Here is a 15409-nt window from a genome sequence, read left to right as displayed (position 1 = left end):
AAATAAGATTTTGAAAAATTAGGGTGAAGTAAATGGACAAAACATCGGTAATTGGGGTTATTTTAGGAGTAGTGGCCATTGGCGTGGGAATGGTTATGAAGGGCGTCCCCCTAAATGCATTAGTGAATCCCGCTGCGTTTTTAATTATTATTCTAGGGACCATTGCTGCGGTAACGATCGCTTTTCCTACGAGTGAAATAAAAAGAGTGCCAAAATTATTTGGTGTCATCTTTAAAGAAAAGAAAAATATGAGTGAAAAAGAAATCATCAATCTATTTTCTGACTGGGCACAAGTAGCACGAAAGGAAGGATTACTTGCACTTGAAGCGAAATTGGAGGAGGTTGATGATCCATTTTTAAAAAATGGACTCAGTCTTGCTGTTGACGGACAAAGTGCAGAATATATCCGTGATGTGTTAAGTGAGGAAATTGATGCGATGGAAGGTCGTCATCAAGCGGGAATAGCCATTTTTTCACAAGCAGGGACATATGCTCCAACACTAGGTGTTCTAGGAGCTGTACTTGGTCTTATTGCTGCTTTAGGGAATATGGGAGATACGGAAAAATTAGGACATGCGATTTCTGCTGCCTTCATCGCCACATTGCTTGGGATATTTACCGGGTATGTATTATGGCACCCTTTCGCCAATAAACTGAAACGAAAATCCAAAGAAGAAGCAAAAAGGAAAGAAATTATGCTTGAAGGGGTTCTATCCATTCTTGCTGGTGAAGCTCCGAAAGTCATCGAGCAAAAATTAGCTTCTTATCTTCCTGTCGGGGAACGGAAAAAGCTGTTTGAAGAAAGTAGTGAAGCGAATGAGTAAGAAAAAGAAAAGAAAAAACCACGATGAAGGGCATCCAGATGAATCTTGGTTACTTCCTTATTCTGATTTAATGACATTACTATTAGCTTTATTTATCGTGTTATTTGCTTCAAGTACAGTTAATGCACAAAAGTTCCAAGAACTTTCAAAAGTATTTAACGGCATTTTCTCCTCTGGAGTTGGAGTATTGGATTATTCCAATCCGCAACAAGAGGAAAATTTTCAAACAACAAAACCACAGGAGAAAACTCAAGTTAATAAAGAAAAGACAAATGCAGAACAAAAAGCTGCAGATGAAGAAAAAAAGAAATTTGAACAACAAAAGATAAAAGATCATGAAGAATTAGCTGAGGTACAAACTAAGATAAACGCATATATAAAAGAAAACAACTTGACAGGAAAGTTTGCCACTTCTTTAACAACGGAAGGCTTGCTTCTAACGATTCGGGACAATGTTCTTTTCGGTTCAGGAAATGCTAGTATTACAGGGGGAAATATAAAAATAGCAAAAGAAGTTTCTAAATTACTTGTAATGGATCCACCAAGAAATATTCTTATCAGTGGTCATACTGATAATGTACCAATCCATAATTCCAATTTTGAATCGAATTGGGAATTAAGTATGATGAGAGCCTATAATTTTATGAAAGTCATTTTGAAAAATGAGCATTTAGAGGCAAAAAACTTTAGTGTTAAAGGGTATGGTGAGTACCAACCAATTGCAACAAATGCAACTGAAGAAGGCAGAGCGAAAAATCGTCGAGTTGAAGTCCTTATTCTCCCAAGAGTAAAATCAAATTAACAAGCTTTTTGTACATTTGTACAGAAGGCTTTTGTTTTTTTAGATGAAAGCTGTCGAAGTATTTTCGACAGTTTTTCACAACCTTACAGATAAGGAAAAGCCTTTATTTCTTAGGAAATATTAAAAACTGTGCTTTTTGTACACAGATATTTCAACAATTAGCCGCCATTATTCAACATACAGCCTCATGAAAGTTGTTGAATAATGTATGGTGTATTTAAGGAAATATTTTTGCTATAACGTAGAAATAACGATATGATGATAGTGTTCATAACATAATTATTCGATATAAATATAGATAAGTGTAATTTTGAAAGGAAGAGGTAAGATGATCACATACAAATCACAACGTGAAATCGATATGATGAAAAAAGCAGGTGAACTGCTTGCAAGTACCCATAATGAAATTGCCAAAATGATTAAGCCTGGTGTGACAACATGGGAAATTGAAGAATTCGTTAATGATTATTTGAAAAGGAATGGAGCAACTCCGGAACAAAAAGGTTATAAAGGCTATGAATTTGCGACTTGTGCAAGTATTAATGATGAAATCTGCCATGGCTATCCGCGAAAACAGCCACTTCAAGAAGGGGATATTGTTACCATTGATATGGTTGTAAACTTGAACGGAGCACTAGCAGATTCAGCCTGGAGTTATCCGGTTGGAAAAGTAAGTGAGCAAACACAGCAATTATTAGACGTAACGAAAGAAGCATTATATAAAGGAATTGAACAAGTAAAAGTAGGAAATCGAATCGGTGATATCGGTCATGCCATTCAATCCTTTGTTGAACCACATGGTTTTTCTGTTGTTCGAAATTTCATCGGTCACGGCATTGGGCCAACAATTCACGAAAAACCTGAAGTACCTCATTTTGGATTACCTGGTAAAGGACCTAGAATTAAAGAAGGTATGGTATTCACGATTGAACCGATGGTCAATATCGGTGGATTTGAAACGAAAATGGACAACAATGGATGGACCGCACGAACAATGGACGGCACATTATCTGCCCAATACGAGCATACAATTGCCGTAACAAAAGATGGAATTATCATTATAACTGATCAAGATTAAAGCCTCGAATGTGAGGCTTTTTTTTTGAATTGATTAGATAAAAATGATGAAAACAGTTCTCGAAAAAATTTGATACAAGAAGAAAAAGCTGAGAAATCGGAGCTTACGTGAACGAATCCGTCGGATGCGAGAAGGAAAAGCGAAGAAATCCGAGTTTACGTGAACGAATCCGTCGGATGCTAGAAGGAAAAGCAGAGAAATCCAAGCTTATGTGCACGAATCCGTCGGATGCGAGAAGGAAAAGCAGAGAAATCTGAGCTCATGTGCACGAAACCATCGGATACGAGAAGGAAAAGCGAAGAAATCCAAGCTTAGATGCACGAATCCACTGGATACGAGAAGGAAAAGCGAAGAAAACCGAGCTTAGGTGCACGAATCTACTGGATACGAGAAGGAAAAGCGAAGAAAACCGAGCTTACGTGAATGAATCCGTCGGATGCGAGAAGGAAAAGCAGAGAAATCTGAGCTCATGTGCACGAATCCGCCAGATTAATGAAGGGATTCGCCTTTCCATTGATGAAATAGTAGATAGGAATATTTCAAAATGGAGGGATTAAAATTGATTAGAGGAATACTCATTTTCGTTTTTATACTTTTAACCGCATGCTCGAATCAACAGGGAAAAGAAAATTCTTTCGAAGCACAAAAAACGACCACAAATCAGCAGCCACAATCGATTTTACAAAAATTAAAAGTCCCATGGGCGATGGCAAAACATAAGGATACCTTTTACATCAGTGAAAGAGATGGAACAATCGTATCATGGAATGAAACAACGAATCAATTTCATCGATCCCAAGTAAAAACCAACAAACCAATTCATCACGAAGGGGAAGGCGGCTTTCTTGGGATTGAACTAACTCCAAATTTTGAACAATCCCATCAAGCATATGCCTATCACACATACAAGGAAAATGGCAATACATTTAACCGTGTGATTCTTATTCAAAAAAAAGGAGAAACATGGGAGGAAGTTTCGGCTTTACTAGAAGGCATCCCCGGATCAACCATCCATAATGGTGGGCGTATAAAAATCGGACCAGATCAAAAACTTTATGTAACTGTTGGAGATGCAGCCTTACGAGAAAATGCACAAGACTTAAATTCCCTATCGGGGAAAATTTTACGAATGGAATTAGATGGAAGTATTCAGGGTGATAATCCGTTTAAAAATAGTTACGTCTATTCCTATGGACATAGAAATCCACAAGGACTTGCATGGGATGAGCACGGAACGATGTATAGTACAGAGCATGGCCAAAGTGCACATGATGAAATTAATCAAATTAAACCCGGAGCCAATTATGGGTGGCCAATCATTGAAGGAAATACACGCAAACAAGGGATGGAGACACCAATTTTTCAAACAGGTAATACAACATGGGCACCTTCGGGCATTCAATATAAGGATGGAAAAATATACATTGCTACACTACGGGGGGAAAAACTAAGGATATTTGATCTAAAAGAAAAAAGTTCTACTTATGTAAGAGGCGATTTTGGAAGAATTCGAGATGTTTATATCGAGGGAGATAATCTGTATTTTATTTCCAATAATTTGGATGGCCGGGGTACACCAGCCGCTGATGATGATCAATTATGGAAGATGGATATAAAGGAGATTAAATAAATTGAAGGCGGACACCGGTTCCGTTATTTGTGAAAAAATAGGTTATTTCCTTATTTTTGCGGACACAGAATCCGCTATTTTACAAAAAAGCAGTAATTTTAAATATTTTTTTGTAAATAGCGTACCCTGTGTCCGCTTAGCCCCTGAATCAGGGCGATTTTAAAAGAATAACGGATTCTATGTCCTCATTAGGTTTTCTTGTCCTGTATCAACGAGACTACTTACGTAAATTACCCAATTCTTCTACGATTGCTTGCATTTCATTTGGACTGAAGGTGTTTTTTTTCATCACCATTTCGTAAATATCATGTAAATCCTCATAAACATCTTCATTGTATTGTGAAGATTTTATCGCATCTACGTTAACCATCCGTAATTTTGTTGTGATTTGGGAAATCATATATTGAATATTTTCTGTTGATTTAATTGTAAGATCCACACGTGTCATCCTCTCATTTTTTCATAAAAGATAATACTATCTTTCCACGAATTAAAATAGGTGTCAAATACATATTATGTTTTATTGGAAGAGCTGAGGGGAAGATAGTATTACAACTAACCGAATTAGAGGATTTTTTACGAGGTGAAAAAATGGGGAACTCAAGAATCATTCGAGATAAAAATTTTATCATTTCGATCATTAAACATTCAACGTACAATGACATCACTGGTTTGGCTGCACAACTAGCTTATTTTTTTCTGTTATCTTTATTTCCATTACTTCTCTTTATTGTTAGCTTACTTCCTTATCTGCCGATTGATTTGGATGACATTTTGAACGTATTACGTAATTTTGCGCCGAAACAAACATTGAAAATGATTGAATCGAACTTAGCAGACATCCTGAATAATCGAAGAACAAGCTTGCTTTCTTTTGGAATTATTGCCACGTTATGGTCGGCATCAAAAGGGATGAATGCAATTACAAAAGCATTAAATCGTGCGTACGAAGTAAAGGAAACCCGTTCGGCAATTGTTGCACGAGCCATGTCGGTTCTTTTAACACTTGCGATGATTTTTGTTTTTTTAGTTGCATTGTTATTACCCGTGTTTGGACAATATATCGGTTTTTATATTTTTCAACTGTTTGGGCTTTCTGAACAATTTACACATATTTGGACAGCGTTAAGATGGGTTATTAGTCCACTCATATTATTTGTTGTTTTTGTTGGAATTTACTACTTTGCCCCGAATAAAAAAATTAAGTGTCTTGCTGTTTTTCCAGGTGCGGTTATCGCTACAGTTGGATGGGCAATTGTCTCATTAGCGTTTTCCTTTTATGTAAGTAATTTTGGCCACTACTCAACGACGTACGGAAGTTTAGGCGGGATTATTGTACTTATGTTGTGGTTCTATTTCAGTGGAATCATTTTAATCGTTGGGGGAGAAATCAATGCATTGATTTCAGCGAAAAAGAAAACTTGCTAAGGCTGTTAATAAATAACGGGGAAACTTCACGAAAAATGAAACAAACTATTAATGATTATGAAATACATTTGAAAGGAGAATGGACATGGGTAAAAAAACAAAACAAAACAGTAAGCAAAAACCAAAAGGCAAAACTTCCGGATCAGCAAACGGACAAAATGGATATCACTAATGATAAGCGACCTCTTCTGCAGAAGAGGTCGCTTATGTTAATCTACATCTCTAAAATGAGACAGTGGGAAAAAAACAAATTCACTTTTTCCTACAATACTCTGCTTTCGAATAAAGCCTAAACCATTTCTGCTATCCTCACTTTTTAAACGATTATCCCCCATAACGAAGTATTTATTCTGAGGTACGGTAATTGGACCAAAATCACCAGTCAACTTACTTCCATCTTCCATGGCTAATTTTAGGTTTTGTGAAAGGTAGGGTTCTTTGCTTAAGACTCCATCTATAAATAATTTATCATTTTCCATATAAATTTTTTCCCCTGGAAGACCAATAATTCGTTTAACATAATTCTTTTCTTTCCCTTTAATGATGATAATATCTCCTCTATGATAACGATCGTTCATAGTAAATTTATTCACAAAAATTTTTTCTTGATCATGTAATGTTGGTTCCATTGACACACCTTTTACTGTATATGGAGCAAAAAGGAATGTTCTGGCAACAAATGCAATTCCTAATGCAATAATTAATGCTTTTCCCCAACTTTTCAATTCTTTTTTTGTTTTATGTTCCATTACTTTAACTCCTTCCATCTTCCCTATAAAATAATCTATTCTCCATGTTCTTATAAAATCCTTTTTATTAAATAATATACTAAGGCCGTTTTCAAAAGTAAAAGCACCTCATATCGATGAGGTGCTCCTTACTAATTCTTTTATCCCCGAAGACATCTTAGACCATTCAAAATCACTAAAATGGTGCTGCCTTCATGGCCAACAACCCCTAAGGGAAGATTTAAAAACTGTAAAAAGTTAGAGGTGATTAAGAGTAGGATGACTGTTAATGAAAAGATGATATTTTGTTTGATAATTCGATTCATTTTTTTTGATAAGCGGATTGCTTCGGCAATTCGGGATAGATCATTTTTCATTAAAACGACATCTGCTGTTTCCATGGCGACATCGCTTCCTTCTCCCATAGCAATTCCAATATTTGCTGTAGCAAGGGCGGGAGCATCATTTACACCGTCACCAACCATGGCTACCACCCCATATTTATCTTTAAGATTTTTTAAAGAAGTTACCTTTGTTTCCGGTAAACATTCAGCAATGTATTCATCAATGTTTGACTGCTGGGCGATGTTTTTTGCTGTATTCTTACTATCACCGGTTAACATTACTGTTTGAACGCCTTCGTTCTTCAACAATGTTAATGCGTGTTTTGCTTCTTTTCTAACGATATCTTGAAGACCAATTGCAGCAACAATTCCAATTGAGTCTTTGATATAAACGATTGTTTTTCCTTCACGTTCAAGTTCCATTGCTCTTCCGTTTTCAAATGCTAGGGCATCTTTACCAACGAAATCTTTTTTACCAATCCACCATTCTTGATGGTGGAGCCAGCCTTTTAATCCCCATCCAGGGATATCTTCAATTTTCTCAGGTTGAAGTAGTGGCTGATCATGTGCCTTTTTCCAATAGTCTACAATTGCATGTGCAAGTGGATGATTAGAGCGATTTTCAATTGAAGCAATGGTGTGCAATAGATTCTTAGTATCCACCCCCGTACGAACAATAATATCCGTCACTTCCGGTTTTCCCTTTGTTAATGTCCCTGTTTTATCAAAAGCAATAGCTTTAACATGACTGAGAGCTTCAAGATGAACACCACCTTTGAACAAAATTCCATTCCGTGCACCATTCGAAATAGCAGATAAAGTTGCTGGCATAATAGATGCAACTAGGGCACATGGTGATGCTACAACTAATAAAATCATCGCTCGATAAAAGGTCGTATTCCAACTCCAATCGAACAGAAAATGCGGGACTACCAACATGAGCAGAACGACAAGCAATACGATTTTTACGTATACACCTTCAAATCGTTCGATAAAAAGCTGGGATGGAGATTTTTCACTTTGTGCAGACTGAACGAGCGCAATTATTTTTTGAAATACCGTTTCATTCGCATGCTTCGTTACTTTGACAATCACTGAGCCATTTACATTCATTGTGCCAGCAAATATTTCAGCTTGAATTCCCTTCGTGACAGGAATAGATTCACCTGAAATAGTTGATTCATCAATTGTTGTCGTTCCTTTTATAATCATTCCATCAGCGGGTATTCTTTCACCTGGTTTCACTATGATTTGGTCGCCCACTTTTAAAAGAGAAACATGGATGACTTCTTCCCGACCTTGGATAATTTTTGTTGCGGTTTCTGGTTGAATATCTAGTAGGGAAGAAATCTCTTTTTGACTTTTATTCATCGTATAAGTTTCGAGTGCACCACTTAATGAAAAGATAAAAATGAGTATTGCACCTTCAGTCCAGTAGCCAATCACCGCTGAGCCGATAGCTGCAAAAACCATTAACATTTCTACATTTAATTCTTTATTTTTTACAGTATCGAGAATTCCTTCTTTCGCTTTTGCATAGCCTCCAATGATAAAAGCTACTAGGTAAAACGTCATCGAAATCGTTTCATGATTCCATTGGGAAGATAGCCATCCAATGAAAATGAAAAGACCACTTAGAAGTGCAGCAATCAGTTCGATATGTTCAAGGAGTTGATCAAAACGAGATGATTCTGTTAATGAAATTTTTTCACGACCCGTTGTTACGATTTGCCCTTGTTCCATGGATAGACCTCCTTAATTGAGAAAAAGAATCAAATTCAATACCCTTAAAAAAGACGAAAGCTGTCATCTCAGGGAAAGATGACAGCTGTACTTGCTTTATAAATTTTCTATATCTTATCATATTCAGAAGCGTGCGAAAAGTTTTTTCTATTGTGAAATACCCGAAAATATTTTCTTCTTCTCCGAAGTACGGAATGTACATAATGATAAAAGAATAATCAATAACATAGCACTAATCAAATAGAAGAAACTCGCCCCTTGTATGTGCTCGATAATAAGTCCTGCAAAAAAAGGACCGAGCATGCTTCCCAGGCTAAATAAGATTCCGCACATAATATTTCCAGCAGGGAATAACGTTTTTGGCAGTAAATCGGCCATATAACTAATTCCTAATGAAAACGTGGAACCGACTGCCATACCAGCAAAAAGGAAGCAAAGAAGTAACCCGATGACCGAATGACTCACAAATCCTGCAGCGATAAAACAAAGGAATCCGATGAAAATTACGGTAATTAACGTGTTTTTACGACCGAAACGATCGCTAATCATTCCAAGTGGTAATTGTGTGATAATCGTACCGATTGCAAAAGCAGGAACAATAATTGAAACCGCTTCGACATTAATCCCATTTCTTAAAGCAAAGACAGGGAAGCTACTATTTAAAGAGGCTTCCATAAACCCAAATCCGAAAGGGGGGAGAAGGGCAACCCACGCATATTTCCATACTTTCCCGAATCGTTTAAATGTTCCAAGGAACGAAACAGATTCCGTATCCTTTTCGGGAAAGTCGTTTTTTAACGTAATAACAGTGAACGTTAAGATTAAGCTTAACGCAGATGTAATCATAAATGGCAATGACTCATTTATTTTCACTAAGTTTGTTAAAGATGGTCCAAATGCAAACCCTAAACTGAAAAATAACCCGTACAATGAGATATTTCTTCCAAGCTTTTCTTTGGAGGAAGAAGAAGTAATCCATGTTTGGGTTGCGAAATGGAGCGTATGATCGCCAATACCGATTAATAGTCGTAAAATAAACCAGAACCAAAAGGATTTCCATACGGGAAATAAAAATAACGTAATCGCTACAGTGAAGCCTCCCATTAAAATTAACGGTTTATACCCAACTTTTCGTAACGGTGCCTCCATTAACGGTGAGGCAATAAGTACACCGATATAAAGTGCGGTTGCATTTAATCCATTTAAGGAAGAAGCCATTCCATCATTTTCAAAGATAACTGCAATTAAGGGTAATAACATACCTTGGGAAAATCCCGATATTGCGACAATACTAACTAATATCCAAAAACGATACTTATCTGTTTTGACCATAGAAGCAAACTCCTTATAAAAAAGACTTTCTATCAGTGATGTTAACCGTATACCGGACAATTGGCAAGATAATAATTATTCCGAACATACTGTTTGGAATAAACTGTACATACGATCAAGCGAAAATAAAAGATTTGAGAAGAAACAATAGGGAAATATAAATAGAAATAAGAATAAAATTAACCTATATTTAAACATATGCTTTAATAAGATGGAATTTTATGCTATAAATTTTTTATTAAGGCTCTTTTAGGAAATGAAATTATTCAAAAAACGAATAAACCACCTAATACCGGGAGGAGAAAGATGAATAAAGTTTTTGCAATTATGGTTTTTATCGGGGTTCCGATATCAGTTATTGGTTCTTTATTGCATTGGCCAAGTGTGCTTATGTTTATCATTTATTGTTTGACGATTGTTGCATTGGCAAGTTTTATGGGACGGGCAACTGAAAGTTTGGCAATTGTAGCCGGTCCTAGAATTGGCGGATTGTTAAATGCAACATTTGGGAATGCAGTGGAGCTTATCATATCCATATTTTCCCTTCAAGCCGGATTAACGGGAGTTGTGTTAGCTTCGTTAACAGGGTCCGTTTTAGGAAACTTGCTGCTCGTCGCAGGAATGGCATTTTTTATTGGAGGGGTCAAGTACAAAAGACAGAAATTTAATGTGTATGATGCAAGGCATAATTCGGGGCTATTAATTTTCGCAGTGATTGTCGCTTTTGTGATTCCGGTTGTATTTTCGGTTAATTTAACTGAAGCAAAAACGATGAATCTAAGTGTTGGAATTTCCATTATATTGATTATTCTTTACCTAGCGGCATTATTCTTTAAACTTGTTACACATCGCGGAATCTATCAAGATCCAGAATCGAAACAAGAAGAACATGAAGAGGAACCGGAATGGGGAAAAGGGAAGTCGATCTTAGTTCTAGCTGTTGCTACATTAGCTGTCGCCTATGTATCTGAAAACCTTGTTCATACGTTTGAAGCAGTGGCAAAAAGCTTCGGTTGGAGTGAACTCTTTATCGGGATTGTTATTGTCGCGATTGTCGGAAATGCGGCTGAGCATGCTTCTGCTATATTAATGGCGTACAAAAATAAAATGGATATTGCCGTTGAAATCGCCTTTGGGTCCACTTTACAAATTTCGATGTTTGTAGCACCTGTACTCGTTATTCTTTCATTATTCTTTAACCCGAGCATGCCATTAGTATTTACACTTCCCGAATTAGTCGCCATGGCAACCTCAGTCTTGTTGACAATCGTGCTTGCTAATGACGGGGAAACAAACTGGTTTGAAGGTGCGACCTTGCTCGCAGCTTATATTATTATGGGAATCGGATTTTATCTTTTATAAACAAAAAGCCTCTAAGCATAACGAATTTGCTTAGAGGCTTTTACCATTCAATATTCATATAAAATTACAGCACGGTTTTTAAAAGTAAGATTACAGAGAACTACCTCTTCATCCATTCCCCCTTTATGAGCCTAAGTGCTGCTAACGACCCTCCTTTTAAATAAGTTAAATATAGTATATATTATTATTTAAAATTTGTAAATATTCAGATTTAAATTGATTTTGTCATTAAATTGTTTGGAGAAGATGGTACGAGCACCTGCTATGGTAATTACAATCTAAGTTTTAATAAGCACGGAAAGAAATATTTTTTATAATGGATAATAATTAAAGGAACGGAAAAAAATAAGAACAAAACAATGAAGGGTAAGAAAGGAGTACACCAAAAATGAAATGGCAACGAATTCTTCTTGTGTTTTTATTAATTCTTTTATCAGCTTCACCATCAGCAATGGCGAGCAAACAGGTTAACAAAATAGAAAATGTGAAAATTCCTACTCATGTTTTAGACATAGCAAAAGAAAATACGTATCCGAATCCGACACAGGATTTGCCATATCTACAACCAAGTGAATTTACGAAGAAAATAATTAAAACATCAAAAGTGAAAATTGAAAATCCTAATTTAATCCGAATGCTTAATGAAACATCTGTAAATAATTCACCATTTTCTTTAGGCCTTCGTGCAACGATTTATTTAGGGGAATGGCCGCTTAATTACGATTCAATTGAAACTGCTCCAAACTGGCAATATCAAAAAATTAATACGAATTATTTTGATAATCGCGGCGGGAAAACGAATTACAAAATTCACTATGTTCAGGAATCTCAAAAAGCGGTAAGAGGAGGGCTAACGGCAAAAGTAGCTAAATCAGAGGATGTCCGCAAGATGATGCTGCTAAAAGCAATGGAAAAAACAAAATTACCTCTATCCTTTGACACAATTATAGGTGCAGGTACGAAGAAAGATCATTACTACAATGTACCGGCTAAACGTCTTGGCTATTTGTATGGCTATGCACCAGCTATTAATGAAAAAGGAAAAGTTACGTATGGTGAAGTATACCTCGTACTAAAAGGAACAAAAAAGAAAATCGTCGTCAAAAACGTTACATCTCAAGGCATCGGTGCTTGGATTCCGGTTCAGGATCATATATCCTTTGGTTTCCGGGCAACAGAACATCCTTAAATAGTTCTCTATTCAGCAGACCAAATCGTAGTAATGATTTGGTCTTGTTGTTTGAATTTAGTTTGTGTAGGATCGAACGTGATTTGTGGAACATACAAAGTCATTTGTGAATCAAAGCCACCTTTTCAAATGGTACATTGTCTGTTTTTTTCATTTAAAGCAGGATTTTTGAATTCGAATAGGGAAATTATGTGTAGCATTTGAAGGGGGGATAATATGTGAAAACGATTGAGTTCATTCAGATAAACAAAGAAAATTTAGACGATCAAGGTTGTTATTGTCTACGCAGCAAACCAAATTCCACAGGTTACACAAATAAAAACGAGTGGCTAATTGGACAGTTCCATGAAGGGTTAAAGTACATAAAAATAATGGAGGACAATAAACACGCGGGATTTATCGAATACACACCGATTGAACATTCTTCACGCGTCGTATATGGTGAAAATTATTTAGTGATTCATTGCTTATGGGTAAATATAACAGGAAAAGGGTATGCATCGAAATTAATCCAAACATGTATCCAAGAGGCAAGGGAGCAAAGGAAAGATGGTGTGATTGTCGTAACGAATCCCGATACTTCCTGGACACCGAGTAAGGAAATTTTTATAAAAAATAACTTTATTGAGGTAGACACTGCTCCTTATGGATTTGAATTGCTTGTTCATAAATTTGGCCATTCACCTAATCCTTATTTTCCAACAGATTGGGAGAATCGGTTAAAACCTTTTACAAATTTAACAATTATTCGGACTCAACAATGTCCGTTTGTTGATATAGCAACGGAAAATATCATAAAGGGAGCAAACCGATTGGGGATTCAAGCAGATATTATTGATATACAGAGCAGGGAAGAACTAATGAGACTTTCACCTACTCCTTATGGCATTTACGGTGTCATCTTTAAAAAGACATTTATTACATTTCATAGATTGACTGTTCACTCAGCACTGAAACGGCTGAAAGAATTGATCTAAGCAACACTAACAAAAATATCCGTATATAATTTAGGTATTTTGAAATAAAGTTCGCCTTTTGACTAATTAATTACTTAATAATTGCCTCTCCTCTACTGAATATTCGGATTTTAGTTATCTGAATAGTTTTATTTATATGCTTTTTATTGAATTCCAAAAATGACATGCTATAATAATAACAATCAAAAATTACATAACATTCACTCATATAATAGCAGGAATATGGCCTGCGAGTTTCTACCAGTTTACCGTAAATGAACTGACTATGAGAAGCAAAGAATAGTAATAGACTTTTATTAATCTATTAACTATCCTATTCGACATATAGTCGAAGGACTTTTGCTCCACTCGTAGATGATTGGATGTATTAGTTCTTCGGCTTTTTTTATTTTACAAAATAAGCTTAAGAACTAAAATGTTTGGAATACTTCCCATTCCCGGTGAAGAATCCTGACACCACACTTAGGGGAGTTGATAATAATTTTAGTGGCACGTTTGAAGTGACCGCTCCGGCTTAATTTCAAAAAAATATAATAGTAATCACATATAATCATAGTTTATAAGCCGATTTTACGTAATCAAATTGTCTACGGCAGGAGGTCACACGGAATTGAATAAAGAAGGAAAATTAGTAGAGAAAAAAAGTTGGCTGGAATCAGTCTTTCATTTAAGTGAGTTAGGTACATCTGTCAAGAAGGAGATGCTGGCGGGGCTTACGACGTTTATCTCCATGTCTTATATTTTATTTGTGAATCCAGATATATTGGGAGATGCAGGAATGGATAAGGGGGCTGTTTTTACAGCGACAGCCATTTCGGCAATTATCGGTTGTCTGTTGATGGCCTTTTTAGCAAATTATCCGATTGCTATTGCTCCAGGGTTGGGGGACAATGCCTTTTTTACTTATTCAGTCGTTATTGCGATGGGAGTGCCTTGGCAAACGGCCTTAGCCGGTGTCGTAGTCGCTTCGATTTTGTTTTTTATCATCACATTTATGAAGATTCGCGAAATAGTCATTGATGCTATCCCTCATGATTTAAAACTAGCAATGTCCGCTGGGATTGGAATTTTTATTGCTTTTGTGGGCCTCCAAGGTGGTGGGCTGATTGTTAAGGAAGAATCCACGTTGGTTACTATTGGCTCGTTTACAAACGGAGAAGTTTGGCTAACGATTTTTGGTTTTTTAGTTATTATTATTTTGATTGCACGCAAGGTATCGGGAGCTATTTTCATCGGTATGGTAGCAACTGCAATTTTAGGTTTGGTTACTCATTTGATTCCTTTACCGAATCATATTGTTTCCTCCATTCCTAGTTTGAAACCAACCATCGGTGTAGGCTTGATGAATATTCCAAACATTAATACGTTTCAATTATGGTCGGTTGTTTTACTGTTTTTATTTGTAGCTTTCTTTAATACTGCAGGAACATTGATTGGATTAGCTGAACAAGCGGGGTTTATGAAAAATAATAAAATGCCGCGTATTGGCCGTGCATTGGGAGCGGATTCGGGTTCTTTACTAGCTGGTTCACTATTAGGTACGACTCCAACTGCGGCATATGTAGAATCTTCCGCAGGAATTGCCCTTGGTGGTCGTTCCGGGTTAACGGCGCTTGTGGTAGCAGTTCTATTTTTCCTAAGTATGTTCTTTTCACCGTTGTTGACTGTCATTACAACAAATGTGACGGCACCTGTTTTAATTGTTGTTGGGATTTTAATGGCTCAGCCTTTAAAAGGAATTAATTGGCACAAGTTTGAAATTGCCGTTCCGGCGTTTTTAATTGTTGTGGGTATGCCTTTAACATATAACATTTCTTACGGGATTGCTTTTGGATTTTTAACGTATCCCATTTTGATGATCGCAGCTGGTAAATGGAGAAAGGTTCATCCGGTTTTATATGTTTTATTTTTTGTTTTTCTATTATTGCTTTATATCCTAAATACTTTGAATTAATGAAAGGAGAAATATGAG

Annotated in this window: 13 protein-coding genes and 1 riboswitch; of the genes, 9 read left to right on the top strand and 4 right to left on the bottom strand. The window is 36.3% G+C overall.

The window, feature by feature from the left end; genetic code table 11:
• The first annotated feature begins 32 nt into the window (after positions 1-32).
• The 4 genes from motA to I5776_RS17225 all read left to right on the top strand — a co-directional run bounded on the left by motA (position 33) and on the right by I5776_RS17225 (position 4334).
• Positions 33-824 carry a flagellar motor stator protein MotA gene (gene motA, locus I5776_RS17245; protein WP_202777565.1) on the top strand — a complete coding sequence of 264 codons (792 nt, stop codon included), beginning with the start codon at positions 33-35 and terminating at the stop codon, positions 822-824.
• Positions 817-1626 carry a flagellar motor protein MotB gene (gene motB, locus I5776_RS17240; RefSeq protein ID WP_202777564.1) on the top strand — a complete coding sequence of 270 codons (810 nt, stop codon included), beginning with the start codon at positions 817-819 and terminating at the stop codon, positions 1624-1626. The genes motA and motB overlap by 8 nt, the downstream gene beginning before the upstream one ends.
• 328 nt (positions 1627-1954) lie before the next feature.
• Complete coding sequence (map, locus tag I5776_RS17235; RefSeq protein WP_202777562.1) at positions 1955-2704, top strand: type I methionyl aminopeptidase; 750 nt, start codon at positions 1955-1957, stop codon at positions 2702-2704.
• 559 nt (positions 2705-3263) lie between these two features.
• Entirely contained in the window at positions 3264-4334 is a 1071-nt protein-coding gene (locus tag I5776_RS17225) for a PQQ-dependent sugar dehydrogenase (RefSeq protein WP_343066401.1), read from the top strand.
• A gap of 217 nt (positions 4335-4551) precedes the next feature.
• On the opposite strand, the gene I5776_RS17220 is transcribed toward I5776_RS17225, so the two are convergent.
• Positions 4552-4773 carry a DUF1128 domain-containing protein gene (locus I5776_RS17220; RefSeq protein WP_202777559.1) on the bottom strand — a complete coding sequence of 74 codons (222 nt, stop codon included), beginning with the start codon at positions 4771-4773 and terminating at the stop codon, positions 4552-4554.
• Between the two features lie 152 nt (positions 4774-4925).
• Between I5776_RS17220 and I5776_RS17215 the strand changes: the two genes are divergently transcribed.
• Entirely contained in the window at positions 4926-5762 is an 837-nt protein-coding gene (locus tag I5776_RS17215) for a YihY/virulence factor BrkB family protein (protein WP_202777558.1), read from the top strand.
• 209 nt (positions 5763-5971) lie between these two features.
• On the opposite strand, the gene lepB is transcribed toward I5776_RS17215, so the two are convergent.
• The 3 genes from lepB to I5776_RS17200 form a co-directional block, all read right to left on the bottom strand.
• On the bottom strand, positions 5972-6511 hold the full coding sequence (lepB, locus tag I5776_RS17210) for a signal peptidase I (RefSeq protein ID WP_202777557.1): 540 nt from the start codon (positions 6509-6511) through the stop codon (positions 5972-5974).
• Between the two features lie 140 nt (positions 6512-6651).
• Complete coding sequence (locus I5776_RS17205; protein ID WP_202777556.1) at positions 6652-8577, bottom strand: heavy metal translocating P-type ATPase; 1926 nt, start codon at positions 8575-8577, stop codon at positions 6652-6654.
• Between the two features lie 147 nt (positions 8578-8724).
• A complete protein-coding gene (locus I5776_RS17200) occupies positions 8725-9909 on the bottom strand; it encodes an MFS transporter (RefSeq protein WP_202777555.1) in 1185 nt (394 codons plus the stop codon).
• 306 nt (positions 9910-10215) lie between these two features.
• On the opposite strand from I5776_RS17200, the gene cax reads away from it, so the two are divergent.
• From cax to I5776_RS17180, 4 genes are all read left to right on the top strand, one after another.
• Complete coding sequence (cax, locus tag I5776_RS17195; protein WP_202777554.1) at positions 10216-11271, top strand: calcium/proton exchanger; 1056 nt, start codon at positions 10216-10218, stop codon at positions 11269-11271.
• A 388-nt stretch (positions 11272-11659) separates the two neighbouring features.
• Entirely contained in the window at positions 11660-12460 is an 801-nt protein-coding gene (locus tag I5776_RS17190) for a YfkD famly protein (protein WP_202777553.1), read from the top strand.
• A 218-nt stretch (positions 12461-12678) separates the two neighbouring features.
• Positions 12679-13437 (top strand): GNAT family N-acetyltransferase, encoded by a 759-nt coding sequence (locus tag I5776_RS17185; protein ID WP_202777552.1) that lies wholly within the window; start codon positions 12679-12681, stop codon positions 13435-13437.
• Positions 13438-13621: 184 nt separating this feature from the next.
• Positions 13622-13723, top strand: a riboswitch (purine riboswitch).
• A 363-nt stretch (positions 13724-14086) separates the two neighbouring features.
• Positions 14087-15391 carry an NCS2 family permease gene (locus tag I5776_RS17180; protein WP_213085701.1) on the top strand — a complete coding sequence of 435 codons (1305 nt, stop codon included), beginning with the start codon at positions 14087-14089 and terminating at the stop codon, positions 15389-15391.
• Positions 15392-15409 lie beyond the last annotated feature (18 nt).

Source organism: Heyndrickxia vini (genome assembly GCF_016772275.1).
Lineage (GTDB): Bacteria > Bacillota > Bacilli > Bacillales > Bacillaceae_C > Heyndrickxia > Heyndrickxia vini.
The sequence above is the reverse complement of the archived record's forward strand: the minus strand, read 5'-3'. Positions and strand labels throughout refer to the sequence as shown.

What these genes read in the sequence shown, in the direction of transcription:
- motA (WP_202777565.1), top strand. Translation starts at nt 33, where the DNA reads ATGGACAAAACATCGGTAATTGGGGTTATTTTAGGAGTAGTGGCCATT.
- motB (WP_202777564.1), top strand. Translation starts at nt 817, where the DNA reads ATGAGTAAGAAAAAGAAAAGAAAAAACCACGATGAAGGGCATCCAGAT.
- map (WP_202777562.1), top strand. Translation starts at nt 1,955, where the DNA reads ATGATCACATACAAATCACAACGTGAAATCGATATGATGAAAAAAGCA.
- I5776_RS17215 (WP_202777558.1), top strand. Translation starts at nt 4,926, where the DNA reads ATGGGGAACTCAAGAATCATTCGAGATAAAAATTTTATCATTTCGATC.
- lepB (WP_202777557.1), bottom strand. Translation starts at nt 6,511, where the DNA reads ATGGAACATAAAACAAAAAAAGAATTGAAAAGTTGGGGAAAAGCATTA.
- I5776_RS17205 (WP_202777556.1), bottom strand. Translation starts at nt 8,577, where the DNA reads ATGGAACAAGGGCAAATCGTAACAACGGGTCGTGAAAAAATTTCATTA.
- I5776_RS17200 (WP_202777555.1), bottom strand. Translation starts at nt 9,909, where the DNA reads ATGGTCAAAACAGATAAGTATCGTTTTTGGATATTAGTTAGTATTGTC.
- cax (WP_202777554.1), top strand. Translation starts at nt 10,216, where the DNA reads ATGAATAAAGTTTTTGCAATTATGGTTTTTATCGGGGTTCCGATATCA.
- I5776_RS17190 (WP_202777553.1), top strand. Translation starts at nt 11,660, where the DNA reads ATGAAATGGCAACGAATTCTTCTTGTGTTTTTATTAATTCTTTTATCA.